Raw genomic sequence first — 26,400 nt, 5'->3', positions numbered from 1 at the left:
GCACGTACAAGGCCCTTGCGTCCCTTGCCCCTCCTCATGCCAAAATAGGACAAGGAGTCCGGGGAGGACTCCTCCGTCCTGCTGTGCTCCACTATGGGCGGAATCTCAGCATTGCACGCTTTGGGGGGTCCGGTGACTCCTGCATGCTGCTGTGACTGATCGTCACAGGGGCGTGACTGTCCGCTATGGCATGGTCCATCGGCTTCCGCGGCTGATGAACACCTGGGAGGGCAATTCCATCGGTTTGGCCGACGTGGCTGGACAGATGGTGTAGTTGTAGTGCCGAGGACAAGCCGTTCGTCCTATAACCGACTCGACTCGCGTCCGCCATTTCGGGCAACGCGGGTCAAGGTGCAGAATTTAGAGGAAAGAACCGAGAAGGTTCGGTTCTCCCGAGGAGGCCGCTCATGACCGCTCGCACCCCTGATGCCGAGCCGCTGCTGACCCCCGCTGAGGTTGCCACCATGTTCCGCGTCGACCCGAAGACGGTCACGCGCTGGGCGAAGGCCGGCAAGCTCACGTCGATCCGCACGCTCGGCGGGCACCGCCGTTACCGCGAGGCCGAGGTCCGCGCACTGCTCGCGGGCATCCCGCAGCAGCGCAGCGAGGCCTGAACCTGCATGAACCGGGCAGAACCGGCTGGTCCCCCACCGGTCGCGACGCCCGGGAACTTTAGCTCCAAGCGACGCGAGGACTGCCCCAACAGCCCTCTGGCCCCACCGAATCAGAGCGTCACAGCCAACTGAACACCGGGTGCGTCGTCGATCGCGCTGGACTCCGCCGGGTCCAGCGCGATCTTTTTTGTGCGCCGGTGGTGGGTCCGCGTGCGGGCCGGGCCGGCCTCAACGGCCTTCTGTGCGCGGGCTTGTCGGAGTCTGAGGACGCCTGTGGGGTCGGCCCCGGAAGGGCCGGGGCGGAGGGCCCAGGGGAGTGCAATTGCACATATTAAATTGACCAGTGGTAAGCGAGGTGTAAGTTCCGCCCCTGCGAAAACTCATGCGGTGACACCCGTCACATACCGACTGGGTTGTTGAGCCGACGGCATATGCGCTAGACGGAACGCGCGTTGACGACGGCCTGTTCCTGTGGACCCTCGGCGGGTTCTGACGGCTCGACAGACTCGGTGCCGTCGAAGGGCGCCGAGTCCATCGCCAGACGCTGGAGACGGCGGCAGACCGGGCAGTGACGGGTGAGATGCCGGTACGACGACGCGGCCGCGAGATGCGCGCGGAGCAGTGCCCGTGTCTCGTGCCTGGCCGATGCCGTCATGCGCCACCTCCGGTCCCCGCGGACACGTTCCCTGTTCCTGGAGTACCGAGGGGCCGGGAGGCCGTCAAGACGGCGCACGGGCCCGGGACGAGGGCTCGAGCGCCCTTGCGGGCCCACGGCCTGCCACAAAGCCCTCCGGGCGGCCCTGAGGTGTCCGGACGGGTCTGCACATGCGGAAGGCCCGCCATCCCTTACGGGGGGCGGGCCTTCCGGTATGCGGTCCTGACGGGATTTGAACCCGCGGCCTCCACCTTGACAGGGTGGCGAGCACTCCAAACTGCTCCACAGGACCAGATTCGCGGCGCTTTCCTGCGTTGCGCTGCGAGAAGGACTGTACAGGAGCAGGAGCCCCCGGGTCGAACTCACCCTGTGTGCGGGCACCGTCACGGCGCAGCGGCGTCGATCGCCTTCACGATCCGCTTGTCCGACACGGGGTACGCCGTGCCCAGCGCGTGGGCGAAGTAGCTGACCCGCAGCTCCTCGATCATCCAGCGGATGTCCCGCACCTGCTGGGGCACCGGCCGGCCCTGCGGCATCTGCTCCAGGAGCCAGGCGTACTCGTCCCGCATCTCGTGGACCTTCGCCATGCGCGTGGTGTCCCGCTGCGCGTTCGCCGGCATCTGCTGGAGCCGCCGGTCCGCGGCCACCAGGTACCGCATCAGGTCCGGCAGCCGGCGCAGCCCCGCCTCGGTGACGAAGCCCGGCTTCACCAGACCGTCCAGCTGCGTGCGGACGTCCTGGAGGTTCGGCAGCAGCGCGGGGCTGCGGACGCCCTTCAGACGGCGTTCACAGGCCTGCCAGGCGGCCAGCACCTGCTGCACCTGGCCGACCGCGCGGACCGTCGTGTCGACGATCTCCGCGCGCACCTTGTCGAACAGCTTCCGGTACGACTCCTCGTCCCACACCGGGCCGCCGAAGTCCGCGATCAGCCTGTCCGCCGCGGCCATGGCGCAGTCGTCGAACAGCGCCTGCACCGAGCCGTGCGGATTGGCGGACAGGGCGAGCTTCTGAGGATTGGTCAGCTTTTCGGACGCGAACTTCGCGGGGTTGACCGGGATGCCCAGCAGGATCAGCCGCCGGGTGCCCTTCCACATCGCCTCCGCCTGCTCGGCCTCCGAGTCGAACAGCCGCACCGACACCGAGTCGCCGTCGTCCACCAGCGCCGGATACGCCTTCACCGGCTGGCCGGCCCGACGCGTCTCGAACACCTGGGTGAGCGAACCGATCGTCCAGTCCGTCAGCCCCGTGCGCTCCAGCGACTCCCCGCCCTGACGCTGCGCCGTGGCGGCGGCCGCCTGCGACAGCGCCTTGCGCGCCTTGGGCCGCAACGTGAGTTTCAGCGCCTCCAGATCTTTGTCCTCGGCGAGCGTGCGGCGCCGCTCGTCGACGATCCGGAACGTCACCCTCAAGTGGTCGGGGACGCGGGACCAGTCGAAGTCGTCCGCCTCGAACGGCACCCCGACCATCCGCTTCAGCTCGCGGGCCACGGTGACGGTCAGCGGCTCCTGCAGCGGCACCGCGCGTTCCAGGAACGCCTTCGCGTAGTTCGGCGCCGGCACGTAGTGGCGCCGGATCGGCTTGGGCAGGGAGCGGATCAGCTCCGTGACGACCTCTTCGCGCAGCCCGGGGATCTGCCAGTCGAAGCCCTCGTCCGTGACCTGGTTCAGCACCTGGAGCGGGATGTGGACGGTCACGCCGTCCGCGTCCGCCCCGGGCTCGAACTGGTACGTCACACGGAACTTCAGCGGGCCCTGGCGCCATGTGTCGGGGTAGTCGGCCTTGGTGACCGCGTCCGCCGACTCACGGATCAGCATCTCCCGCTCGAAGTCGAGGAGGTCGGGCTGCTCGCGCCGCTTGTGCTTCCACCACGAGTCGAAGTGCGCCCCCGAGACCACATGGTCGGGGATCCGCTGGTCGTAGAAGTCGAAGAGGGTCTCGTCGTCGACCAGGATGTCCCGGCGCCGCGCCCGGTGCTCCAGCTCCTCGACCTCGGTCAGCAGCTTGCGGTTGTCCGCGAAGAACTTGTGGTGCGTGCGCCAGTCGCCCTCGACCAGGGCGTTCCGGATGAACAGCTCACGGGACAGCTCCGGGTCGATCCGCCCGTAGTTCACCTTCCGCTGCGCCACGATCGGCACGCCGTACAGCGTGACCTTCTCGTACGCCATCACGGCCGCCTGGTCCTTCTCCCAGTGCGGCTCGCTGTAGGTGCGCTTGAGCAGGTGCTCGGCGAGCGGTTCGACCCACTCCGGCTCGATCTTCGCGTTGACCCGCGCCCACAGCCGGGACGTCTCCACCAGCTCCGCCGACATCACGAACCGCGGCGGCTTCTTGAACAGCGCGGAGCCCGGGAAGACGGCGAACTTGGCGTTGCGCGCGCCGAGGTACTCGTTGCGCCCGCCGTCGCGCCGGCCGCCGCCCTGCCCGGAGTCCTTGGACTCCTTCACGTCCTTCATGCCGATGTGCGAGAGCAGACCGGACAGCAGGGAGACGTGGATGCGGTCGGCGGGGGCGTCCTGGTCGTTGAGATGGAGACCCATCTGCTTGGCGACGGTCCGCAGCTGGGCGTAGATGTCCTGCCACTCGCGGATGCGCAGGAAGTTCAGGTACTCCTGCTTGCACATCCGCCGGAACGACGACGAGCCGCGCTCCTTCTGCTGCTCGCGGATGTACCGCCACAGGTTGAGGAAGGCGAGGAAGTCGCTGGTCTCGTCGCGGAACCGGGCGTGCTGCTGATCGGCCTGCGTCTGCTTGTCGGCGGGCCGCTCGCGCGGGTCCTGGATGGACAGGGCCGCCGCGATGACCATGACTTCGCGGACGCAGCCGTTGCGGTCCGCCTCCAGCACCATGCGGGCGAGACGCGGGTCCACCGGCAGCTGGGCCAGCTTCCGGCCGGTCTGGGTGAGGCGCTTGCGCGGGTCCTTCTGCGTGGGGTCCAGCGCGCCGAGCTCCTGGAGCAGCTGGACGCCGTCGCGGATGTTGCGGTGGTCCGGCGGGTCGATGAAGGGGAACTTCTCGATCTCGCCCAGGCCGGCCGCCGTCATCTGGAGGATGACCGAGGCGAGGTTGGTCCGCAGGATCTCCGCGTCGGTGAACTCGGGACGGGAGAGGAAGTCGTCCTCGCTGTACAGCCGGATGCAGATACCGTCCGAGGTACGGCCGCAGCGGCCCTTGCGCTGGTTGGCGCTGGCCTGCGAGACCGGCTCGATCGGCAGCCGCTGCACCTTGGTGCGGTGGCTGTAGCGCGAGATACGGGCGAAGCCGGGGTCGATGACGTACTTGATGCCGGGGACGGTGAGGGAGGTCTCGGCCACATTGGTGGCCAGGACGATCCGGCGTCCGCCGTGCGGCTGGAACACCCGGTGCTGCTCGGCGTGCGACAGCCGGGCGTACAGCGGCAGCACCTCCGTGGAGCGGTACCGCTTCTTGTTCAGCGCGTCCGCCGTGTCCCGGATCTCCCGCTCGCCGGAGAGGAACACCAGGATGTCGCCCGGGCCCTCCGCCATCAGCTCCTCGACGGCGTCGGTGATCGCGGTGATCTGGTCCCGGTCGGCGTCCTCGGAGTCCTCTTCCAGCAGCGGCCGATACCGAACCTCCACCGGGTACGTCCGCCCGCTGACCTCGATGATCGGGGCGTCGCCGAAGTGCCGGGAGAAGCGCTCGGGGTCGATGGTCGCCGAGGTGATGACGACCTTGAGGTCGGGACGCTTCGGCAGCAGCTGGGCGAGATAGCCGAGCAGGAAGTCGATGTTCAGGGACCGCTCGTGCGCCTCGTCGATGATGATCGTGTCGTAGGCGCGCAGTTCGCGGTCGGTCTGGATCTCCGCGAGCAGGATGCCGTCCGTCATCAGCTTGATGAACGTGGCCTCCGGGTCCACCTGGTCGGTGAAGCGGACCTTCCAGCCGACGGCCTCGCCGAGCGGGGTGTCCAGCTCCTCGGCGACCCGCTCGGCCACCGTGCGGGCCGCGATCCGGCGCGGCTGGGTGTGCCCGATCATGCCGCGGACGCCGCGTCCCAGCTCCATGCAGATCTTCGGGATCTGCGTGGTCTTGCCGGAGCCCGTCTCACCCGCCACGATCACCACCTGGTGATCACGGATGGCCTCGGCGATGGCGCCCTTCTTCTGGCTGACGGGCAACTGCTCGGGGTATCTGACCTGCGGCACCCTGGCCCGGCGCGCGGCCATCCGCTCCTCTGCAGCGGCGACCTCCGCCTCGATCTCACCGAGCACCGCGGCGCGGGCCTCCGGCTTACGGATCTTGCGGGCGCCCTCGAGCCGCCGCCCGAGCCGGTGCGCATCGCGCAGTGACAGCTCGGAGAGACGGGAGGCGAGGGAGCCGAGGGCGGGGGCAGAGTGCGTAGACATACGGACTCCAGGATCTCAGACCGCGGAAAAACGCGGCGAGCCATTTTGCCGGGGCACACAACAAGGCCCCGATCAGAGATCGGGGCCTTTGCTGTGGCTGGGGCCGGGGTCGAACCGGCGACCTTCCGCTTTTCAGGCGGACGCTCGTACCAACTGAGCTACCCAGCCGCGGTGTTTCACGTGAAACACCAGCGGTCCTGACGGGATTTGAACCCGCGGCCTCCACCTTGACAGGGTGGCGAGCACTCCAAACTGCTCCACAGGACCAAGCTTGTGTCGTACGACAGTGTCGCACAGGGTGGTGCGTGCCCCCAACGGGATTCGAACCCGTGCTACCGCCTTGAAAGGGCGGCGTCCTAGGCCGCTAGACGATGAGGGCTATCGGCCCGCCTGGGCGCTTCTCAGCGCGTCGGGGACGTGAGAAGCATATGGGATGGCGGGATGGTTCGCCAAAACGGTTTACGAGCGGGGTCGCGACGGCGTGGCGGAGGCGGGTGAGGGAGTGGTCCCCGACGGGCTGCCGGAGGGGGACGCGGAGGAGGTTTCGGAGGGGGACGGGGAACGGTCCGCGCCCGGCTGGTTCTCCTCGGGCAGGTGCCGGCTGACCTCCGCCGTGGTGAGCCCGAGGCCGCCCAGCTCGATCGAGTCCCACGCCTGGAGACGCTTGGTGTCCCGGTCGAAGTAGAGGATCGACGTCTCGATCGGGTCGGGGTACGTGCCCTCGATCGCCCGCAGGCCGCTGCCGCCGGTGGAACCCTCGATGCGCAGCCGGGTGCCGTACCGCATGACCTCGGTGTCCTCGCGGTGCAGATGACCGGAGAGGACCAGCGGCACGGTGCCGTCGACCTCGCGGGCCGCCGAGGGCTCGTGGACGACCGCCACGTCCACGGGGGTGCCGGCCCGCTTCTGGTCCCGCATCGCGGAGGCGAGCCGGGCGCCCGCCAGCTCCTGGGACTGCTCGGCCCCGGTCCTCTGGGTGCGGTCGGGGGTGAACTGCGGGTCGCCGATGCCGGCGAAGCGCAGGCCCGCGATGGTCCTCGCCCGGCCGTCGTCGAGGACGTGCACGTTCCTCATCCGGTCGAGGTAGCGCTGGGTGACGAGCGAGTCGTGGTTGCCGCGCACCCACACGTACGGGGCGCCCAGGTCCTCGACCGGGTCCAGGAAGCCGTTCTCGGCGGCCGTGCCGTGGTCCATCGTGTCGCCGGAGTCGACGATCACGTCCACCCGGTACTGCTCCACCAGCGAGGCGATGATCTTCCAGCTCGCCGGGTTGAGGTGGATGTCGGAGACGTGCAGGACGCGGATGGTGGTCGGGTCCGGCTGGTAGACGGGGAGCGTGGACGTGGCGTCGTAGAGCTTGGTCACGTTGGTGACCAGACGGGCCAACTCCTTCTGGTAGACGTCGAACTCGGTGACGATGCTGCGCGCGTCGCCGACGAGCGAGGGCGCGGAGGAGAGCAGGCCGGAGAACTTCGGCTCCAGCACCGAGTCCGGGTTCCAGGTCGCGTACGCCGTGCCGCCGGACGCGGCCAGCAGGCCGAGGGCGAGCCCTCCGGCGGCCAGGGCGCGGCGCGGGCGGCGGTAGACGAGGAGCCCGAGCGTGGCGGCGCCGGTGACGACGGCGACGCAGGAGCGCACGGCGAGGTCCGCGGTGCCGCGGGCGATGTCCTCGGTGACCTCGTCCTGGAGCCCCGAGAGGCGCTCGGGGTGGTCGACGAGGGCCCGGGCGCGCTCGGGGTCGAGCTGGTCGACGTTGACGTCGAGGCGCACCGGGGCGATGTGGCTGTCGAGCTGCAGCGCGCCCAGGGGTGACACGTTGATCTTCGTGCCGCCGGTGAAGGACGGGCGCAGGGTCATGGTGGTGTCCATCGGGCCGACCGGCACACGGACGTTGCCGACGACGAGCAGGCCGAGCCAGGCGCCGAGCATCACCACCGCGACCAGTCCGAGGGCGCGCACCCAGGGGCGCGGCCGTGCGCCGGGGGCGAGGGCCGGTGCGGCCGGGGGCCGGGTGCCGGAGCGGTGGCGGCGGGTCAGGGCCTGCGGGAGCCGTGGGAAGCGGTGGATCAGGTTCAGGACGGCAGTCGGGACGCGGGCCATTGATCCCCTATGCCCGCACGGGCGGCCGGATATGCGGGCGCCGCCCGCCTCTCGTACGGACCGATCGTCCCCGACAATGGCTTCGTGCTGGAGATGACGCGCGAGGAGTTCGAGGAGCTGGTCGCCGAGGCGCTCGACCGGATCCCCCCGGAGCTGACGCGGCTCATGGACAACGTCGCGGTGTTCGTGGAGGACGAGCCGCCGGCGGACGACCCGGAGCTGCTCGGGCTGTACGAGGGGACGCCGCTGACCGAGCGGGGGGAGTGGTACGCCGGGGTGCTGCCCGACCGGATCACGATCTACCGGGGGCCGACCCTGCGGATGTGCGAGTCCCGGGAGGACGTGGTCGCGGAGACCGAGATCACGGTGGTGCACGAGATCGCGCACCACTTCGGGATCGACGACGCCCGGCTGCACGCGCTCGGCTACGGATAGGCCGTTCGCGTGTCCTCTTGCGGGTGACGGGAGTTGGGGTTGTCGACCCTGCACTCCAACCGGAGGTGGCCCCGTGCGCCGCTTGTACGTACCCGTCCGCCTGGCCGCCATGGTCGTGGCCGTCGCCGCTGCCGCCGGATGCGTGAGCGTGGGTGACGACGACGCCGGGGGGAAGGCCGGGCCGTCGCACTCCGCGGGCCGCTCGGGCGGCGAGGCCCCGGACGGCGGAACCGACCGGGTGGGCGGCAAGGCCGGCCACGGGGCGGCCGGGGTGGACGGCCGGCACGGCGAGGACGGCGACGCGGACAAGGGCGGGAAGGACGAGAAGAAGAAGCGGAAGGGCAAGCGCCCGTCCCCGTCCGGCGACCGGCCGTCCACCGGGGCGAGCCATCCCGCGCCGGACGGCGGCGGCCCGGACGAGCCCACCCGTCCGACCCCCGACGACCGCCCCGACCCGCCCGAGCCCAGCCGGACGCCGGACCCGCAGCCCTCGGACCCGCCGCAGAACCCGGGGCCGACGTCCGAGCCGACCCAGGCCGAGCCGTCCTCGTCCGCCCACCAGCCGCCCGACCCCCAGCTCGCGCAGCGGGAGCCCGCGCCGAGAGCGGGGGCGCCGGCCTAGCGGTCACCGCGGCCCCGTCGCACGCTTCTCACCTGCTGATTTGCATCCGAGGGGTCGGGGTGCGTATGGTGGCAGATCGTTTGATCCTATTTGCCCGGCGCCACAACAGAGCGCGCCGTGTGGCGCGTACTCTCTCCCTTGCCGTGGTGGACCGCATTGAGGCGGTCGTAATTGCGAACTGCGAATCACGGAGTTGACGGGCGCGTGCCGAAGAGACTCCGGAAGGTTTCGCATTCGTATGCCCATCGCCAGTACTGATCACGTCGTCGTGCCCGAGAACATCGAGGACACCGACACCACGGCCGCCGAGACGGCGGCCCCCGAACTCACCTTCGCCGACCTCGGCCTGCCCGAGGGCGTCGTGCGCAAGCTCGCGCAGAACGGCGTGACCAGCCCCTTCCCGATCCAGGCCGCGACCATCCCGGACGCCCTGGCCGGCAAGGACATCCTCGGCCGCGGCCGCACCGGCTCCGGCAAGACCCTCTCCTTCGGTCTGCCGACCCTGGCGCAGCTCGCCGGCGGCCGCACCGAGAAGCACAAGCCGCGCGCCGTCATCCTGACGCCGACCCGCGAGCTGGCCATGCAGGTGGCCGACGCCCTCCAGCCCTACGGCGACGTCCTCGGCCTCAAGATGAAGGTCGTCTGCGGCGGCACCTCCATGGGCAACCAGATCTACGCCCTCGAGCGCGGCGTCGACGTCCTCGTCGCCACCCCGGGCCGGCTGCGCGACATCATCAACCGCGGCGCCTGCTCCCTGGAGAACGTGGAGATCGCGGTCCTCGACGAGGCCGACCAGATGTCCGACCTCGGCTTCATGCCCGAGGTGACGGAGCTGCTCGACCAGGTCCCCGCGGGCGGCCAGCGCATGCTCTTCTCCGCCACCATGGAGAACGAGATCAAGACCCTCGTCGACCGCTACCTCGACTCCCCGGTGTCGCACGAGGTGGACGCGGCGCAGGGCGCGGTGACGACCATGTCGCACCACATCCTCGTCGTGAAGCCCAAGGACAAGGCGCCGGTCACCGCGGCCATCGCCTCCCGCAAGGGCCGCACCATCATCTTCGTCCGCACCCAGCTCGGCGCCGACCGCGTCGCCGAGCAGCTGCGCGACTCCGGCGTGAAGGCCGACGCGCTGCACGGCGGCATGACCCAGGGCGCCCGTACCCGCACCCTCGCCGACTTCAAGGACGGCTACGTCAACGTCCTGGTCGCCACCGACGTCGCCGCCCGCGGCATCCACGTCGACGGCATCGACCTGGTGCTGAACGTGGACCCGGCCGGCGACCACAAGGACTACCTGCACCGCGCCGGCCGCACCGCGCGCGCCGGACGCACCGGCACGGTCGTCTCCCTGTCGCTGCCGCACCAGCGGCGCCAGATCTTCCGCCTGATGGAGGACGCGGGCGTCGACGCCACGCGCCACATCATCCAGGGCGGCGCGGCCTTCGAACCGGAGGTCGCCGAGATCACCGGCGCCCGGTCGATGACCGAGGTGCAGGCCGAGTCCGCCGGCAACGCCGCGCAGCAGGCCGAGCGCGAGGTCGCCCAGCTCACCAAGGAGCTGGAGCGGGCCCAGCGCCGCGCCACCGAGCTGCGCGAGGAGGCCGACCGGCTGCTGGCCCGCGCCGCGCGCGAGCGGGGCGAGGACCCGCAGGCCGTGATCGCCGAGGCGGCCGCCGTGGTCGCCGAGGCCGAGGTGACGCTGCCGGAGCAGCCGACCGCGCGGGAGGTCGAGCGGACCGAGCGCGTCGAGCGCCCGGCGGCCTCGGCGCCGTACGAGCGGCGTGAGCGCCGTGACGACCGGGACGACCGCGGTGGCTTCCGCCGCGACGACCGGGGCGACCGCGGTGACCGTGGCACCTTCCGCCGTGACGACCGGGGTGACCGTGGCGGCCGTCCCTTCGAGCGCCGTGACGACCGGGGCGACCGGGGTGGCTTCAACCGTGACCGTGGTGACCGTGGCGGCTTCCGCCGTGACGACCGCCGTGACGACCGGGGCGGCCGTTCCTTCGAGCGCCGTGACGGCGGCGAGCGCGGCGGCTTCCGCCGTGAGGACCGGGACGACCGCGGCGGCTTCCGCCGTGACGACCGCGGTGACCGGGGCGACCGGGGTGGCTTCAACCGTGACCGCGGTGACCGTGGCGGCTTCCGTCGGGACGACCGCCGTGACGACCGGGGCGGCCGTCCCTTCGAGCGCCGTGACGACCGCGGCGACCGCGGGGGCCGTTCCTTCGAGCGCCGTGACGGCGGTGACCGCGGCGGCTTCCGCCGTGACGACCGTCCCGGCGGCCACCGGGGCAGCGACCGCCCGTTCAACCGCGACCGTCAGGGCGACCGCCCGGGCTTCCGCTCCGGCGGCCATGACCGCCCGTACGGCCGACGTGACGACCACCGTGGCGGCGGCTCGTTCCAGCGCCGCGAGGACAAGCCGCGCTGGAAGCGCAACGGCTGACACCGCCTCACCGAAGTGACCGCCGAGGGCCCGCACGACACGCGTCGCGCGGGCCCTCGCGCATACGAGCCCCCTCCGGCCGCAACGCGCCTGCCCGATACCCGATCGGCTCTCCGGCCGCGTCCGGCTATGCTCGGGGAGGCAACATCGCCAGGGGCCCTTAGCTCAATTGGCAGAGCAGTGGACTTTTAATCCATTGGTTGTGGGTTCGAGTCCCACAGGGCCTACCTCGCGCGCGAGGGGGAGACCCCGACGCGCGGAACGGCGCTCGCACCGGCCGCGGCCGGCACGAGCGCCGTTCGCGTGTCCGCGAAGGCGCGGATCAGCGGGGTGACGGGCGCCGGGCGTCGTCCTCGTCCGGGCGCCGGTAGGGGTCGATGAGCTGCACGCCGATGCCGCTGGTCACCAGGCCGGCCGCGATCAGCAGCCCGTCGGGGACGACGATGCCCGCGACCAGCATGCCCAGCCCGGCGATCAGCACCCACCAGGCGCCGGTCCGCCGGTACTCGCGCGGGCGGGTCGGGCGGCCGTTGGTGAGGGAACGGGCGAAACGGGGGTCCTCGTGCTCGATTCGGGCCGCGAGGTCGACCAGGCGATCGTCGTCGGACTGGGGCACGGCTCCTCCTTCCCAGGGGGTGGCCGCCCGGTCACACCGTCGACGGCCGTCGCTCCGGGCACCGGGACGTGCGCGAACCGCCGGCTTGCCGCGAACTCGGGCCGGTCTTCCAGGAGTTTGCCCGTGTGCGAAGGTCGTCACCCGCCCGGTACGGTCCCCCAGGGTCGCCCGGGGCGCACGGCCGGAGCCATCCGTCGCGCCCCCCAACTCCAGGGGGGACCGGTACGCACGGGACCACGGGCAGGGGCCCGTCCACGCCGGAAAATGGGGACTGTCACCGATGGCGCCGCCCCCGGTGAGGGGCGGAGGCTGGACGGTGACGGCCCGCGCCGCGCCCCCGGTCGCGGGCTGTCGGAGCCTTGAGCACACCGACGGCGAGGAGGCGGAACCAGGTGCCTCTGTTCTGGCGCATCTTCCTGCTGAACGCCGTCGTGCTGATCGTCGCCACCGCCCTGCTCCTCGGACCCGTCACCGTGTCCACGCCGGTGCTGCTCACCGAGGCCGCGGTGCTCACCGTGGGGCTGGCCGCCATGCTCGTCGCCAACGCCCTGCTGCTGCGCGTGGGACTCGCCCCGCTGCAGCGCCTCACCCGCGCCATGAACGCCACCGACCTGCTCCGCCCGGGACACCGGACCGCGGTCGGCGGGCGCGGCGAGATCGCCGAGCTGATCACCACGTACAACACCATGCTCGACCGGCTGGAGGACGAGCGGGCCACCAGCAGCGCGCGGGCCCTGTCCGCGCAGGAGGCGGAGCGCCGCCGCATCGCCCGCGAGCTGCACGACGAGGTCGGCCAGTCGCTGACGGCGGTGCTGCTGCAGCTCAAGCGGGCCGCCGACCACGCCCCGGCCGAGCTCGGCGACGAGCTGCGCCAGGTGCAGGAGACCACCCGCGCCTCCCTGGAGGAGATCCGGCGGATCGCGCGCCGGCTGCGCCCCGGCGTGCTGGACGAGCTGGGCCTGGCCAGTGCCCTCAAGGCGCTCGCCACCGAGTTCGGCGGGCCCGGACTGACCGTGCAGCACTGCCTCGACCCCGACCTGCCCGAGCTGGACCGGGAGTCGGAGCTGGTGCTCTACCGGGTCGCCCAGGAGGGCCTCACCAACATCGCGCGGCACGCGGGGGCGCGCCGCGCCGAGCTGGCCCTGCGCCGCACGCCCGGCGGGGTCGGGCTGCGGGTCCGCGACGACGGCCGCGGCATCGGCGGCGCGGACGAGGGCGCCGGCATCCGCGGCATGCGGGAGCGGGCGCTGCTGGTGGGCGCCGAGCTGGCCGTGGAGCCGCGCGCGGGCGGCGGCACCGAGCTGCGGCTCGCCGTGCCCGTCCCCGCGCGTTTCCCCGCGCACGTCCTCGTTCCCGTACGGCCCGTGCGGACGTCCGTCCCCTCGACCACCCCCGCCGCCGTGCGCCGGTCCGCGCCCGCGCACGCCCCGCCCCCGTGACCGACGTCCCCGACCGGAAACGCTGAACCATGACCGACGCCGCCCCCACCCGCATCCTCCTCGCCGACGACCACGCGCTGGTCCGCCGGGGGGTCCGTCTCATCCTGGACGGCGAACCGGACCTGACCGTGGTGGCCGAGGCCGCCGACGGCGCGGAAGCCCTCGAGCTGGCCCGCGAGCACCGCCCCGCCCTGGCCATCCTCGACATCGCCATGCCGCGCCTGACCGGTCTGCAAGCGGCCCGTGAACTCTCCCGCACCCTGCCGGAGACCCGGATCCTCGTGCTGACCATGTACGACAACGAGCAGTTCTTCTTCGAGGCCCTGGCCGCCGGCGCCTCCGGCTACGTCCTCAAGTCGGTCGCCGACCGCGACCTCGTCGAGGCCTGTCACGCCACCATGCGGGGCGAGCCCTTCCTCTACCCGGGGGCGGTCAACGCCCTCATCCACAACTACCTCGACCTGGCGCGGGAGGGCCGGACCCTGCCCGCGAAGGCCATCACCGACCGCGAGGAGCAGATCCTCAAGCTCGTCGCCGAGGGCCACACCTCCCAGCAGATCGCGGACATGCTGGTGATCAGCCCCAAGACGGTGGAGCGGCACCGCGCCAACCTGCTCGCCAAGCTGGGCCTCAGGGACCGGCTGGAGCTCACCCGGTACGCCATCCGGGTCGGCCTGATCGAGCCCTGACCTCCGCTCCCGGTCGCACGGGTTGCCAGACTGGAGCCGGACCGCGCAGCGGTCCCGCCGCCGCCCGCACCCGGGAGAGCCCGCCGATGCCGTACCCGTACGTCCTGCTGTCCGCCGCCGTCTCCCTCGACGGCTACCTGGACGACACCGGCCCGGAGCGGCTGCTGCTGTCGAGCCCGGCCGACTTCGACCGGGTCGACGAGGTACGGGCGTCCGTGGACGCCATCCTGGTCGGCGCCGGCACGATCCGCGCCGACAACCCCCGGCTGCTGGTCAACTCGCCCGAGCGCCGCTCCGCCCGGATCGCCGACGGCCGCCCGGAGTACCCGCTGAAGGTCACGGTGAGCGGTTCCGGCGACCTGGACCCGACGGCCCGTTTCTGGCACACCGGCGGCGAGAAGGTCCTGTACACCACCGGCAAGGGCGCCGAACGGGCCCGCGCCCTGGGCATCGCCGCAGACGTCGTGCCGCTCGGCGACGCCCTGGACTGGCGGCGGCTGCTGGAGCACCTGCACGACGTGCGCAGGGTGCGGCGGCTGATGGTGGAGGGCGGCGGGCGGATCCACACCCAGCTGATGACCCAGGGCCTCGCCGACGAGCTGCAGCTCGTCCTCGCCCCGCTGTTCGTCGGCGACCCGGACGCCCCCCGTCTGTTCGGTCCCGGCAGCTACCAGGGCGGGCGGCTGCGCCTGGTCGAGACCCGGCCCGTAGGCGACGTCGTCCTGATGCGCTACGAGCCCACCGCGCCCGGCGCCGGCGCGCTGCCGTCCGCGGCCGACCGCCACTGGCTCGCCCTCGCCTGCGAGCTGGCCGCGCGGTGCCCGCCCTCCGAGACCGCGTTCAGCGTCGGCGCGGTCGTGGTCGCCGCCGACGGCACCGAGCTGGCGCGGGGCCACTCCCGCGAGGGCGACGACCCCGTGGTGCACGCGGAGGAGGCCGCGCTGGCCAAGGCAGACCCCACCGACCCGCGACTGGCCGGCGCCACGGTCTACTCCAGCCTGGAGCCGTGCGCCCGCCGCGCGTCCCGGCCGGCGCCCTGCGCGCGGCTGATCCTGGACGCGGGGGTGCGCCGGGTGGTCACGGCCTGGCGGGAGCCGGACACCTTCGTGACGGACGCCGACGGCAGCGCCGTACTGGCCGACGGGGGCGCCACGGTGCTGGTCCTGCCGGAGTTCGAGCAGCGCGCCAAGGCGCCGAACGGGCACCTCCTGGGCCGCTGAACGCGCCTGCGGGGAAGGTGTGTGCGGAGGACCCCGCGGATGCCGTACACTGGTGTCTACCGACGCGGGGTGGAGCAGCTCGGTAGCTCGCTGGGCTCATAACCCAGAGGTCGCAGGTTCAAATCCTGTCCCCGCTACTGAAGGCCGAGGGCCGGAATCCGAAAGGGTTCCGGCCCTCGGTGTTTCTCCCTGACGGCACTCGTTCCCCCGCCCTTCACGCACAGTGAGCGAACGGCCCCGCAGTGCATGGCAACTGGCGCCCCGTCAGGTTCGACCGGTCGCCCGAGGCGCAGTCAACTCGCCCGTTTTCGCCCGCTGATGGCGCTTAAGTCCGTGCGGAAATCGTTAACGATCAAGAGGAACGGCTTGGAATCCGGCCCCTGCGTCTATTAACGTTCGATAACGCAGCGCGGTCGTCCCAGCCGTCACAGACGTCGGCTCCGTGCGCACGCGCCGAATCCCGCAAGGGAACCGGGGAACCACCACCATGGGGTGAATCGGGCGGATACCGCCGTGACGTCACGGTTCGTATACGCGCGTAGGAGACCTTCCTGCTCCGAACCCGTCAGCTAACCCGGTAGGCGAAGAAGGAAGGAAAGGAGCGCGCCCACGTGGCGTCCAACCCGCCTGCCCCCGAGGCCCCGTTCAAGCCGAGCGACACCTTCGCCTACGGCGCCCCCGGTGCCGACGAGGGGCCCTTCGAGGAGTGGAACCCCACCGCGGAGTCCGTGCGGCCCGTGCGTGGCCGGCACCGCGTCGCCAAGCAGCGCGGAGGCGGACTCGCCCGCAGCTCCACCGTCCTGGGCGTCGGCGTCATAGCCGCCGTCGGCGCCGGCGGCATGGCCAGCGCCCAGACCGGCAAGCCGCCCGTCTCCATCTCCATGCCCGACCTCCCCAACGTGGGTTCCCTCATCTCCGACGAGGAAACGCCGAAGGGCTCCAGCACCCCCCTCAGCGACATCGGCATGGTCACCGCCGACGCCGAGGAGGGCGCCACCGCCGACGCCGGCGAGGCGCTGCGCGCCCGCATCATGGCCCAGGTCGAGCAGCAGCAGGGCCAGGCGCAGAGCAAGGCGCAGGCCGCCGCCCTCGCCGCCGCCGAGAAGGAGGCCGCCGAGGCCGCCGCCAAGGCGGAGCAGGAGGCCAAGGAGAAGGCCGAGGCCGCCAAGAAGAAGGCGGAGGAGGAGGCCGCGAAGAAGGCCGAGGCCGAGCGCCTCGCCGAGCTGGCCAAGCAGTACGCCCTGCCGACCTCCTCGTACACCATCACCTCGACGTTCGGTCAGGCCGGCGCCTACTGGTCCTCCGGCTACCACACCGGCCTGGACTTCGCCGCCCCCACCGGCACCCTGATCAAGGCGGTCCACACCGGCACGATCACCTCCGCCGGCTGGGACGGCTCGTACGGCTACAAGACCGTGCTCACCCTCGACGACGGCACCGAGGTCTGGTACGCGCACCAGTCGTCGATCAACGTCAGCGTCGGCCAGAAGGTCAACACCGGCGACGTGATCGGCCGCGTCGGCGCGACCGGCAACGTGACCGGCGCCCACCTCCACCTCGAGGTCCACCCCGCCGGCACCTCCGGCGGCGTCGACCCGGCCGCCTGGCTGGCCGGCAAGGGCCTCAGCATCTGAACCACCCCGGCGGCCGTGTCCCGGCCGCCGACGCCGTGAACGCCGGCAGCCCCGACGACGACCCCCCGACGTCAGGGCTGCCGGTTCCGCATGTCCGGGGCTCCGCTCAGCGGCGGTAGGGGTTCTCCCCGTACGCCGGATACGGCGGCTGCCCCTGCGCCGGCCACCGTGCGGGGACGGGCCCGTACGCCCATCCCGCGCCGTACGGCACCGGGGGCGCCGTGAGCCGGGCCGCGTGCTCCAGCGCCGGGCGGGCCGCCGCGCGCCGGCGCCACAGCTCCAGCAGCAGCTCCCGCTCCCGCGTCACGAAGTCCGCCCCCGCCTTCCCCGCGCGGCCCCGGTGACGCAGGAACGCCAGCGACGTCGCGTACGCCTCGTACTGGGCGACCGCCCTCGCCGCGGGCCTGCCCCCGTGCTCGCGGGCGAACTTCCGGGCGAGGCGCCGCGCGCGCATCGAGCCCAGCGCGAACGGCTCCGCCGGGCGCAGCCAGCCGGCCACCGCGTACGCGGGCAGCTCCGTGCGCACGGTCCGCAGCTCCCGCTGCCGCGTCCACACCACCAGCCAGGTCAGCAGCCCGAACGCCGGCACCATGAAGGCCCCGTACACCGCGATGAAGCCGAACTGGCCGAGCGTGGCGGAGCCGTTCCACAGCGCGTGCATGCCCATCGCGAGGAGCAGCCCGGCGAGCGGCAGCAGCACGCGCCGCACCCGCTGCCGGTCGGCGGCCAGCGCGGCCGCACCGAAACCGATGCCGGTGAGCACGGTGAACAGGGGGTGCGCGAAGGGCGACATGACGATGCGGACGAAGAAGGTCGCCGCGGTGACCGAGGCGATGCCGCTGCCTCCGGTGAGCTGGTCGGTGCCGAAGGCGTTGCCGAGGTAGAGGACGTTCTCGGTGAACGCGAAACCGGTCGCGGTGAACCCGGCCGCCACCACGCCGCCGAGGATCCCGTGGAAGTCGCGTCTGCGGAACAGGAAGAGCAGCAGCACCGCCGCCGCCTTCGCCGTCTCCTCCACCACCGGCGCTATGACGGTCGCGCCCAGGGTGTCGGCGCCGGCCGGGTCGGCGGTGGCCGTCGCTATCCACCGGGTGGCGAAGCTGTTCGCCACGATCGCGATCAGTGCCGCCGCGCAGGCTCCCCAGGCGAACGCGAACAGCAGGTTCCGCCAGGGGCCGGGCTCCACCCGGCCCAGCCAGCGGAACGCCGCCAGCAGCAGCGGGACCGGCAGCACGGCCAGGCCCAGACCGACCAGGAAGCCCCGCGTGCCCGTCTGCTCCCGCACCAGCGCGAGGATCACCAGACCGGACAGGGCCAGCAGCGTGACCATCGCTCCGTAGCGGACCGCCGGGCGCTGCCACCAGTGCGGGTGCCGCGGCGTGCCGCCGGGAGCTGCGCCGGGGTACGGCGGGTACGGAGGGCTGCTGGCCACGGATTCGACCCTAACGAGAAAGGGGCAGGGCTGCGTGCCGGCTCAGGAGGGGGGTTGGGGACGTCAGGCGGGGTCCCCGTCCCGGTGCCCGGCGCGGTCGTCGTGCGGTACGCGGCGGAAGAGCAGGTCGTTCACCACATGACCCTTGTCCAGCCCCTGCCGCTCGAAACGGGTGAGCGGCCGGAACTCCGGACGCGGCGCGAAGCCGCCGTCCGCCCGGGTGTTCTCGAAGCCGGGGTGCGCGCTCAGCACCTCGAGCATCTGCTCCGCGTACGGCTCCCAGTCGGTGGCGCAGTGCAGGAGCGCGCCCGGCGCCAGGCGGGACGCGGCCAGGGTCAGGAACTCCGGCTGGATCAGCCGCCGCTTGTGGTGCCGCTTCTTCGGCCAGGGGTCGGGGAAGAACACGCGCAGCCCGCTCAGCGCGTCCGGGGCGAGCATCTCGCGCAGCAGGATGATCGCGTCCCCGTTCGCCACGCGCACGTTGGCCAGTCCGCGCTCCTCGGCGAGGTGCAGCAGATGCCCCTGGCCGGGGGTGTGGACGTCCACGGCGAGGATGTTCGTCCCCGCGTCGGCGGCGGCCATCTCCGCGGTGGCCTCGCCCATGCCGAAGCCGATCTCCAGGACGACCGGCCGGTCGTTCCCGAACAGCTCGGCCAGGTCCAGCCGGCGGCTGCCGTCGATGTCGAGCCCCCACACCGGCCACAGCCGCTGCAAGGCGTCCGCCTGACCTGCGGTGACGCGGCTGCGGCGGGGCTGGAAGCTGCGGATCCGGCGCTCGAAGTGCGACCCGGCGGGGTCGGCCTTCGGACCGTCGGGGAAGCGCGGCTCCCCCTTCGCGCGGGCGCGGGGGGCCGGCTCGCCGGCGGTCCGCTCGGCGTGCGGTGCTTCGGGGGTGCTCATCACGGAATCAGACACAGTGCCCTCGATTTTACGGGGACGGCGCGCACGGCGGCCCGGCCGCGCGGACCGGCCCGACGACCGCTCCCGCCACGCGCGCTCACCGCTCGCTCTCGGCCAGGCCGGCCAGCGCCCGGCGGGCGATCTCCCGGCCGATCGGCAGCGAGGCGGTCGCGGCGGGCGAGGGGGCGTTCAGCACGTGCACCGCTCGGGGCGCCTCCCGGATCAGGAAGTCGTCGACCAGCGTGCCGTCGCGCAGCACCGCCTGCGCCCGCACCCCGGCCTGCGTCGGCACCAGGTCCTCGTCGCGCACGGCGGGCAGCAGCCGGCGCACGGCCCGCGCGAAGGCGGGCCTGGACAGCGAGCGGTGCAGCTCCCCGGCGCCGTACCGCCAGTGGCGGCGGGCCAGCTGCCAGGAGCCCGGCCAGGCCAGGGTGGCGCCCAGTTCGCGCGGCCGCACCGTCCGCCAGTCGTACCCCTCGCGGGCCAGCGCCGGGACCGCGTTCGGCCCCACGTGCACGCTCTGGTCCGTGCCCCGGGTGAGGTGGACGCCGAGGAACGGGAACGCCGGGTCCGGCACCGGGTAGACCAGGCCCCGCACCAGCTCGGGGCGGGCCAGCTCGTAGTACTCCCCGCGGAACGGCACGATGCGGGCGCCGGGCTCGTCACCCGTGAGCAGCGCGATCCGGTCGCAGTGCAGCCCCGCGCAGTTCACCATCACGCGGGCGCGGACGATGTCGCCGGCCGCCGTCAGGACGGCCACGCCCCGGTCGGGCCGGCGGTCGACGCGGACCACCTCCGCCCCGTGCCGCAGATCGGCCCCTGACGCCTCCGCGAGCCGGCGGGCCACCGCCCCGTAGTCGCAGATGCCGGTGGTGCCGACGTGGATCGCGGCGAGGCCCTCGACCTCCGGCTCGTACTCCGCGATCTGCGCGCCGCACAGCTCGCGCACCGCCAGGCCGTTCTCCCGGCCGCGCTGCACCAGGGCGTGCAGCCGGGGCAGCTCCTCGCGCTCCGTGGCGACGATCAGCTTGCCCGTCACCGCGTGCGGGATGTCGTACTCGGCGCAGAACTTGACCATCTCGGCCGCGCCCGACACCGCGTACCGCGCCTTCAGCGAGCCGGGGCGGTAGTAGATGCCGCTGTGGATCACCCCGCTGTTGCGGCCTGTCTGGTGCCGGGCCGTGCCCTGCTCCTTCTCCAGCACGGTCACCCGCGTGCCCGGGGCCGCCCGCCCGATGGCATACGCCGTCGACAGGCCGACGATCCCGCCGCCGATCACCACCACGTCACAGTCGTACGGCCCCGCCACCACCTGCGCCACCTCCCGCGTCGATAGTGCACTGCGCCACTGACAACGGCTTCAAACCAAGGGCGGGGCGGGACGGGTCAGGCCGTGGTCATCAGCAGCGGGCGGGCGCGCTCGCGCAGCTCGACCACGCGCGGCTCGTCGCCGTACGGCTCCAGCCGGTGCAGCAGGTCCCTGACGTACTCCGTGGTGCGCGCGGAGGAGATGCGGCCCGCCACCTCCACGGCCCGGACGCCCTGCTCGCAGGCCGCGTCCAGATTCCCGGACTCCAGTTCGGCGACCGCGGAGACCACCAGGCGCAGTCCGTGCGAGCGCACGAACTCCTCCGTGGGCTTCGACAGCGCCTGCTCGGTGAAGCGGCGCACCTGGCGGGGCGCCTTCAGGTCGCGGTAGCACTCGGCGGCGTCGGCGGCGAACCGGTCGTAGGAGTAGAAGCCGAGCCAGGTCGGGTCGCTGTCGCCGGGCCGGGACCGCTCCAGCCAGCTCTCCGCCGACTTCAGCGCGGCGCCGGCCGCCTGCGCGTCTCCGGCGCGTGCGTGCGCGCGTGCCTCCACCAGGCGGAAGAAGCTCAGGGTGCGGGCGGTGGCCAGGCCGCGGTTGCGCTCCAGCGCCGCCTGGGCGAGGTCCACGCCCTCGTCGCCGAAGCCGCGGTACGTCGCCTGGAGGGACATCGAGGCGAGGACGTACCCGCCGAGGGGCACGTCGGCCGCCGCGCGGGCGAGGCGCAGGGCCTGGATGTAGTAGCGCTGCGCCGCCTCCTGCTGGCCGGTGTCGAACGCCATCCAGCCCGCGAGACGGGTGAGTTCGGCCGCCGCGCCGAAGAGGGAGCGGCCGACGTCGTCGGAGTAGGAGCCGAGCAGCAGCGGGGCCGCCTCGACCCTCAGGCACTCGGGGACCATCGACGAACGCCAGTCGCCGCCGCCGTACTTGGAGTCCCAGCGCCGGGCGTCCTCCGCGGCCTCCCGCAGTTTCCGCACATCGCTGTGGCCGACTTTGAGCGGTGCGCCGGAGCCGTCGGACGGACCCGCCTCGCGCGCCACCGAGCTGTCGGCCGGGGTTATCAGCCACCGTGAGGCGGGTGTGGCGTACGCGCTCACCGCGAACGACCCGGCGAGCGACTGCCAGATGCCGCCGGAGCCCGCCCGGCGGCCGGCGAGGTCCAGCCGGTACAGCTCGGTCGCGGACTTCACCGCCTGGCCGACGTCGCGCGGGAAGGCGAGACCCACCTCGGGCGCGGGATCGGCGTCCGCCAGGCCGATCTCGTGCAGCGGCACGGGGCGGCCCAGCTTCTGGCCGATGGCGGCGGCGATCAGATGCGGGGCGGCGCCCTGCGGCACCATGCCCTTCGACACCCAGCGCGCCACCGACGTCTTGTCGTAGCGAAGCGTCAGTCCTCGCTGGGCGCCGAGATCGTTGACGCGCCGCGCGAGGCCGGCGTTGCTGATTCCCGCGAGGGCGAGAACGGCGCCGAGTTTTTCGTTCGGCCCGCGTTGCTCCCTGGACATGCGCCACCCCTCGACACAGACGGCTGCCGCTCTGGCATAACCACGCGGCATTCGTAAACCCAGCGTAGTTCGCCGCATCCCAAGCGTTAAGGGGCATTCTTCCGGATGGCGGGATTGTGGTCCGTACTGAAGTACGGGTCCGATACGCGCAGTTGCGGCGTGCTCCCGGTGTGTGGCCGTGCGCCTGTGCGTGCGCTCTTCTCCGGCCATCCCGGGAGCGGTTCCATGGTCCGTGCGTGGGTCGGCCCGCTGTACTGGATCCAGTGGGCTGGGGGAACACCGCCGCCTTCATCCCCGCGGGCGGCGGAACGGTCCGGGAGGCGTGCTCCGCCTCCCGGACCGTACGCCCGCGGTGGTGCGCAAAGCCTGTACGGAGCGTGTTCGAGTATGATCTCACCGCTTCGATTTGGCTGAAAATCGACGCCACTCGTTTTGGTGTATCCGCGCTTCTATCCAGGTAGTTGAGGGCGCGTTGGTGGTTTTAGGGGCGCGCTACGGGGGCGCATTCGCGTCGAAGCGGCCTGGCGAGTGGGGACCGCCCAGAAGTCGATCTCCGTGTCTCGGGCGGGTGTTCGGGCTTGCGCGGGGTCAACGCCCGCGGAGGGTGGGTGTATCCGCCGGGGCGCATTCGACGGAGCACACACCGCTCCAGCGGCGTTACCGGGCGCCGCCTTCATGGCAGCATGGGGAACCGGTTCGTACGGTGCACTGGTTGTCCACAGCTTGTGGAGGCGGCGATGCGGTGGTTGGTGGGATGGAGCAGCACCGCCGCGGCGGCCGGGGGATACGGCCCCGTCGGCACCGCCGGCTCCACCGGCGTCGACGGCGAGACCCTGCAGCCCGTCGGCTCCCACCTGTTGTGGGGCGACCCCGACCCGCTGTGGGCGGTCGGCGACTGGCGCCCCGACGAGGTGCGGGTGGTCTCCGCCGACGAGCAGACCCGCATCGCCGTCCTCGGCACCTGCGGCGCCTCCGACGAACAGCTGCGCGTCGCGCTGTTCGCCGCGCGCGGCGGCGCTCTGCGGCACCTGACCGCCTGGCCGGGCAGCTACACGGCCGTGGTCCAGGTCGGACGCCGGATCACGGTGTGCGGGGACCTCGCCGGCGCCCGGCCCGTCTTCTACACCCCCTTCGAGCGGGGCGTCGCCTACGCCACCGCCGCCCTGCCGCTCGCCGACCTCGTCGAGGCCAACCTCGACTTCGGACACCTCGCCGCGCTGCTCGCGGCGCCCGACGTGCCCGCCGCGCTCCAGGACTCCACCCCGTACGAGGGCGTGAAGCGCGTTCCGCCGGGGCACGCGCTGATCCTGCGCGCCGGGGCCCGGGAGATCGCCGGGTACGAACCCGTCGCCTCGCTGGCCGTCGCCGCCCCGCCCGCCGACCCCGGCCACGCGGTGGACGCCGTGCGGGACGCGCTGGTGGAGGCCGTGCGGACACGGCTCGCCGCGCCGCGTCACGTCCCCGGGGCCGACATAGACCCCGGTCCGGTGCCGGGCATGGGACCCGCGGAACGGCGTGCGGCGCGGGGGACGCCGGTGGCGGGGATCGGGGCGGATCTGTCCGGCGGGCCCGCGTCGGGCGCTCTGGCCCTGCTGGCCGCCGGGCTGCCCGGGAGACCCGGCACCGTGCTGGGACACGGCACGGGCGCGGGGGAGCGGCTGCTGGCCGTCACCTTCAACGACCTCGCCGCCGGCGGGGCAGGGGGGCGGGACGAGGGCGAACTGGAGCGGGCGGGCGCACTCGCCGCCAACCCCCGGCTGCACCACGTGGTGGTCGCCGGTGAGGAGTCGACTCTTCCGTACGTCGAACTGGACGTGCCGCTGACGGACGAGCCGGGTCCGTCGCTGGTCGCCGCGGCGCGGCACCGGGCGCGGCTGGCGGCGGGCAGCGCGGACCACTTCACGGGATACGGCGCCAAGCAGGTGCTCGACGCTCATCCTGCGCGGCTGGCCGACCTGCTGATGGACCGGAAGCGGCGGCATCTGGTGCGGCCGGTGGCCGCTCTGGCCAAGGCGGACGGATCCGTGATGGTGCCCGCGCGGGTGTACGCGGCCGCGCGGAGGCTGGCGCGGACGCCGTACCGCACGGGGCTGGAGTCCCTTGCGCAGCGGCTGCTGCACAGGAAGCTGGACGACGACGGGCCCGGGGGCGCCGCGGACGCCTCGCTGGCCGCGTTGACCTGGGGCCGGCCCGGGCCCGCGGCGCGGTGGCTGACCGGGGAGGCGCTGGCTGAAGTATCGGTTCGCCTCCAGGCGTCGACCTGGCGGTCGGAGGTCGGGCCGGGGCAGCGGCCGGGGGACTTCCGGGCACGGGCGGCGCTGGCGCGGTACGCGGCGGACGTGCGGGTGCTGGAGCAGGCGGCGGAGATCCGCTCGCAGCGGCTGCACACGCCGTTCCTCGACAACCAGGTGGTGCGGGCGTGCAGGGCCCTGCCGGAGGCGCTGCGGGTACGGCCCGGGGCGCGGGCGGAGATCCTGCGGTCCGTGCTGGAGGGCGCGGGGGTGCGGGATCTGCCGGCGGGGTGGGGGGCGCCGGGCGCGACGGCCTCGGCGGCCGCCGCGCGGACGGGGCTGCGGGTGGCGGCGGGGTCGCTGATCGCGCTGTTCGACACGCCGCTGCTGGCGGAGGCGGGGCTGGTGGAGGCGCGGGTCGTGCGGAAGGCGTTGCGGGGGGCGGCGGAGGGGGAGCCGCTGCCGCTGGACGGGCTGGCGGACCTGGTCGCGCTGGAGGTGTGGCTACGGAGGCTGCTGGCGCGCCGGGGGACGTGCTGGACGGGGACGCCTGCGCGGCAACGGGCGGTGCCGGCGGGTATCGCTCCGCAGCGGGGGGCGCTGGGGGCGGGGGCGGCGGGGTCCCGCTGAGGTCGCGGGGTTGCGGTGCGGTGGGGGCGGGCGTAGCGCCTGGGGTGGGGTGGTGGTGCGGGGCCGCGATGGGGGTGGTCGTCCTCGGTCTGGCGCGAGAGTGCGTGCTGGAGAAGTCCAGGGCGTTGACGCGCCAGCCGCTGCGGGCGCCCACCCCCACCCCGTCCCCTCCCCGCCGTGGGCGCCTGCACGGCCCCGGTGGCGGGCGCCGCCCCCGCCATCCGCGGGCGCGCGGCCGGGCGGCGGCCGCAAGTGTCGCCAACCGCGGGCATTCGTGCCGCTGGGGCGGCACGGGTGGGCGCGGCGGCACCTCGTTGGCGCCGAGGTGCGTCAACTCCCCCGGCCCGCACCCACGCCGGGCGTGTTGCAGGCACCGTGTGTGCAACTCCCCGCCCCCCGGCAAGCTCCCCGCACGGGTAAGGCCGGCACCCCTGCCGCACGGGCACCGGCCTGCGCCGTCGAGAAGTGACCGCAGGTCAGGAGGGCCTGCTGCGGAGGCCCTCCAGAAGGATGTCGAGGAGGCGGGCGGAGGCGGCCGCCTGCTGGGCCGCGTCCGGGAGGGACGGTGCCGCCGTAGCGATGACCAGCAGCACGTCGGACACGGACACGTCCGCCCGCAACTCCCCCGCCGCCCGAGCCCGCTCCACCAGCTGCCCGACCACATCGAGCAGCTCTGCCGCCCCGCCGTCGTCCTCCGCCCGCTGCTCGGGCACGAGCCGCAGCTCCCCCGCCGGCTGCGTCCGCTGCTGCGGCAGCCGCGCGTGCTCCGGCAGCTCCCGCTCCTCCGCGACGCCGACCCGCAGCACCTGCGGCGGCAGCAGCCGCCCCGCGCCGGAGGCGACCGACGTGCGCAGGAAGCGCGACAGCGCCGACCACGGCTCGTCCTCCTGCCCCAGAGCGGCGCGCGCCTGCTCGGTCAGGCGGGACGTCTCCTCCTCGGCGATCCGGCGTACGAGCACGTCCTTGCTCGGGAACCGCCGGTACACCGTGCCGACGCCGACCCGTGCCCGGCGCGCCACGTCCTCCATCGGCGCGCCGTACCCCAGCTCGCCGAAGACCTCACGCGCCGCACGCAGCACGTGCTCCAGATTGCGCTGGGCGTCGACGCGCAGCGGTGTGGTGCGTGTGCCGTCCGGGCGCCCGCCGGAGGCGGCGCTCATCGTCGCGCCAGAGGCGACAGCGGACGACCATCGAGAGTCCTGAACATGCATGTGTATCCCCCGGTAATGACGTCTCCCCCCGGAGACTCTCCCCGCCATTGACGTCCGGGGCGTGGAAACGGGACCGGCCTGTCGGTCCCACCCGTCGCGGACCCGATGAGCACATCCCCCTGCACCCCGTCGACACATGAACATAGTTGAGCGGGGGTCAATTCAGAAGGGGCACGTTCCGCACGGAGCGCCCCTCGATCGGAGCACGAGTCGTATACGTCCTGAATGTGCCGTCGCGAGGGTGCTGATCATACGGGGTGACCTGCGGTGATCGGGTGTGGGTCGGTAATTCGGCCAACCACCGGCGTGGGCGTCCTACGGTCACACAATTCGTCGGGGCTGTGG

Annotated in this window: 18 protein-coding genes, 6 tRNA genes and 1 riboswitch; of the genes, 11 read left to right on the top strand and 13 right to left on the bottom strand. The window is 72.9% G+C overall.

Annotated elements, in window-relative coordinates; genetic code table 11:
• Positions 1 to 407 precede the first annotated feature (407 nt).
• Positions 408 to 614: a developmental transcriptional regulator BldC gene (bldC, locus tag ACP7TJ_RS15260; RefSeq protein ID WP_003949541.1), complete on the top strand. Its 207-nt coding sequence runs from the start codon at positions 408 to 410 to the stop codon at positions 612 to 614.
• Positions 615 to 1,050: 436 nt separating this feature from the next.
• On the opposite strand, the gene ACP7TJ_RS15255 is transcribed toward bldC, so the two are convergent.
• From ACP7TJ_RS15255 to ACP7TJ_RS15225, 7 genes are all read right to left on the bottom strand, one after another.
• Entirely contained in the window at positions 1,051 to 1,269 is a 219-nt protein-coding gene (locus tag ACP7TJ_RS15255) for a DUF6274 family protein (RefSeq protein ID WP_167741464.1), read from the bottom strand.
• A gap of 217 nt (positions 1,270 to 1,486) precedes the next feature.
• A tRNA-Asp gene (locus ACP7TJ_RS15250) sits at positions 1,487 to 1,561 on the bottom strand.
• Between the two features lie 91 nt (positions 1,562 to 1,652).
• The gene (gene hrpA / locus ACP7TJ_RS15245; protein ID WP_427763513.1) at positions 1,653 to 5,633 is read right to left on the bottom strand and encodes an ATP-dependent RNA helicase HrpA; all 3,981 of its coding nucleotides are present in this window, start codon (positions 5,631 to 5,633) and stop codon (positions 1,653 to 1,655) included.
• Positions 5,634 to 5,727: 94 nt separating this feature from the next.
• Positions 5,728 to 5,801, bottom strand: a tRNA-Phe gene (locus ACP7TJ_RS15240).
• 24 nt (positions 5,802 to 5,825) lie between these two features.
• Positions 5,826 to 5,900 (bottom strand) — tRNA-Asp (locus ACP7TJ_RS15235).
• Positions 5,901 to 5,939: 39 nt separating this feature from the next.
• Positions 5,940 to 6,012 (bottom strand) — tRNA-Glu (locus ACP7TJ_RS15230).
• A gap of 80 nt (positions 6,013 to 6,092) precedes the next feature.
• On the bottom strand, positions 6,093 to 7,733 hold the full coding sequence (locus ACP7TJ_RS15225; RefSeq protein WP_427763511.1) for a metallophosphoesterase family protein: 1,641 nt from the start codon (positions 7,731 to 7,733) through the stop codon (positions 6,093 to 6,095).
• Between the two features lie 84 nt (positions 7,734 to 7,817).
• Between ACP7TJ_RS15225 and ACP7TJ_RS15220 the strand changes: the two genes are divergently transcribed.
• From ACP7TJ_RS15220 to ACP7TJ_RS15205, 4 genes are all read left to right on the top strand, one after another.
• On the top strand, positions 7,818 to 8,168 hold the full coding sequence (locus ACP7TJ_RS15220; protein ID WP_043502155.1) for a metallopeptidase family protein: 351 nt from the start codon (positions 7,818 to 7,820) through the stop codon (positions 8,166 to 8,168).
• 73 nt (positions 8,169 to 8,241) lie between these two features.
• Positions 8,242 to 8,790: a hypothetical protein gene (locus ACP7TJ_RS15215; protein WP_427763509.1), complete on the top strand. Its 549-nt coding sequence runs from the start codon at positions 8,242 to 8,244 to the stop codon at positions 8,788 to 8,790.
• 238 nt (positions 8,791 to 9,028) lie between these two features.
• Complete coding sequence (locus ACP7TJ_RS15210) at positions 9,029 to 11,242, top strand: DEAD/DEAH box helicase (RefSeq protein WP_427763507.1); 2,214 nt, start codon at positions 9,029 to 9,031, stop codon at positions 11,240 to 11,242.
• Positions 11,243 to 11,396: 154 nt separating this feature from the next.
• A tRNA-Lys gene (locus ACP7TJ_RS15205) sits at positions 11,397 to 11,469 on the top strand.
• Between the two features lie 95 nt (positions 11,470 to 11,564).
• On the opposite strand, the gene ACP7TJ_RS15200 is transcribed toward ACP7TJ_RS15205, so the two are convergent.
• Positions 11,565 to 11,858, bottom strand: coding sequence for a DUF3040 domain-containing protein (locus ACP7TJ_RS15200; RefSeq protein WP_093768530.1), 294 nt, complete (start codon positions 11,856 to 11,858; stop codon positions 11,565 to 11,567).
• A gap of 392 nt (positions 11,859 to 12,250) precedes the next feature.
• Between ACP7TJ_RS15200 and ACP7TJ_RS15195 the strand changes: the two genes are divergently transcribed.
• The 5 genes from ACP7TJ_RS15195 to ACP7TJ_RS15175 all read left to right on the top strand — a co-directional run bounded on the left by ACP7TJ_RS15195 (position 12,251) and on the right by ACP7TJ_RS15175 (position 16,840).
• Positions 12,251 to 13,297, top strand: coding sequence for a HAMP domain-containing sensor histidine kinase (locus tag ACP7TJ_RS15195; protein ID WP_093768529.1), 1,047 nt, complete (start codon positions 12,251 to 12,253; stop codon positions 13,295 to 13,297).
• A gap of 29 nt (positions 13,298 to 13,326) precedes the next feature.
• On the top strand, positions 13,327 to 13,986 hold the full coding sequence (locus ACP7TJ_RS15190; RefSeq protein WP_093768528.1) for a response regulator: 660 nt from the start codon (positions 13,327 to 13,329) through the stop codon (positions 13,984 to 13,986).
• An 86-nt stretch (positions 13,987 to 14,072) separates the two neighbouring features.
• Positions 14,073 to 15,206: a dihydrofolate reductase family protein gene (locus ACP7TJ_RS15185; RefSeq protein WP_427763504.1), complete on the top strand. Its 1,134-nt coding sequence runs from the start codon at positions 14,073 to 14,075 to the stop codon at positions 15,204 to 15,206.
• A 63-nt stretch (positions 15,207 to 15,269) separates the two neighbouring features.
• Positions 15,270 to 15,343: transfer RNA gene (locus ACP7TJ_RS15180), tRNA-Met, on the top strand.
• Positions 15,344 to 15,647: 304 nt separating this feature from the next.
• A riboswitch (cyclic di-AMP (ydaO/yuaA leader) is annotated at positions 15,648 to 15,805 on the top strand.
• A gap of 12 nt (positions 15,806 to 15,817) precedes the next feature.
• Complete coding sequence (locus tag ACP7TJ_RS15175; RefSeq protein ID WP_189912621.1) at positions 15,818 to 16,840, top strand: M23 family metallopeptidase; 1,023 nt, start codon at positions 15,818 to 15,820, stop codon at positions 16,838 to 16,840.
• A 106-nt stretch (positions 16,841 to 16,946) separates the two neighbouring features.
• Here the strand turns inward: ACP7TJ_RS15175 and ACP7TJ_RS15170 are convergent, their stop codons facing one another.
• The 4 genes from ACP7TJ_RS15170 to ACP7TJ_RS15155 form a co-directional block, all read right to left on the bottom strand.
• Positions 16,947 to 18,272 carry a PrsW family intramembrane metalloprotease gene (locus tag ACP7TJ_RS15170; protein ID WP_167741471.1) on the bottom strand — a complete coding sequence of 442 codons (1,326 nt, stop codon included), beginning with the start codon at positions 18,270 to 18,272 and terminating at the stop codon, positions 16,947 to 16,949.
• 63 nt (positions 18,273 to 18,335) lie between these two features.
• On the bottom strand, positions 18,336 to 19,172 hold the full coding sequence (trmB, locus tag ACP7TJ_RS15165; RefSeq protein WP_189912620.1) for a tRNA (guanosine(46)-N7)-methyltransferase TrmB: 837 nt from the start codon (positions 19,170 to 19,172) through the stop codon (positions 18,336 to 18,338).
• A 97-nt stretch (positions 19,173 to 19,269) separates the two neighbouring features.
• Positions 19,270 to 20,493 (bottom strand): L-2-hydroxyglutarate oxidase, encoded by a 1,224-nt coding sequence (gene lhgO / locus ACP7TJ_RS15160; protein WP_367463320.1) that lies wholly within the window; start codon positions 20,491 to 20,493, stop codon positions 19,270 to 19,272.
• Positions 20,494 to 20,558: 65 nt separating this feature from the next.
• Positions 20,559 to 21,983 carry an MFS transporter gene (locus ACP7TJ_RS15155; protein WP_093768522.1) on the bottom strand — a complete coding sequence of 475 codons (1,425 nt, stop codon included), beginning with the start codon at positions 21,981 to 21,983 and terminating at the stop codon, positions 20,559 to 20,561.
• Positions 21,984 to 22,720: 737 nt separating this feature from the next.
• On the opposite strand from ACP7TJ_RS15155, the gene ACP7TJ_RS15150 reads away from it, so the two are divergent.
• Positions 22,721 to 24,844, top strand: coding sequence for an asparagine synthase-related protein (locus tag ACP7TJ_RS15150; RefSeq protein ID WP_266398506.1), 2,124 nt, complete (start codon positions 22,721 to 22,723; stop codon positions 24,842 to 24,844).
• 476 nt (positions 24,845 to 25,320) lie between these two features.
• On the opposite strand, the gene ACP7TJ_RS15145 is transcribed toward ACP7TJ_RS15150, so the two are convergent.
• Positions 25,321 to 26,055, bottom strand: coding sequence for a TetR/AcrR family transcriptional regulator (locus tag ACP7TJ_RS15145; RefSeq protein ID WP_093768557.1), 735 nt, complete (start codon positions 26,053 to 26,055; stop codon positions 25,321 to 25,323).
• Positions 26,056 to 26,400: the final 345 nt, after the last annotated feature.

The organism is Streptomyces sp. DSM 41931, assembly GCF_050271085.1.
Lineage (GTDB): Bacteria > Actinomycetota > Actinomycetes > Streptomycetales > Streptomycetaceae > Streptomyces > Streptomyces albogriseolus.
This window is presented reverse-complemented; position numbering and strand designations above follow the sequence as displayed.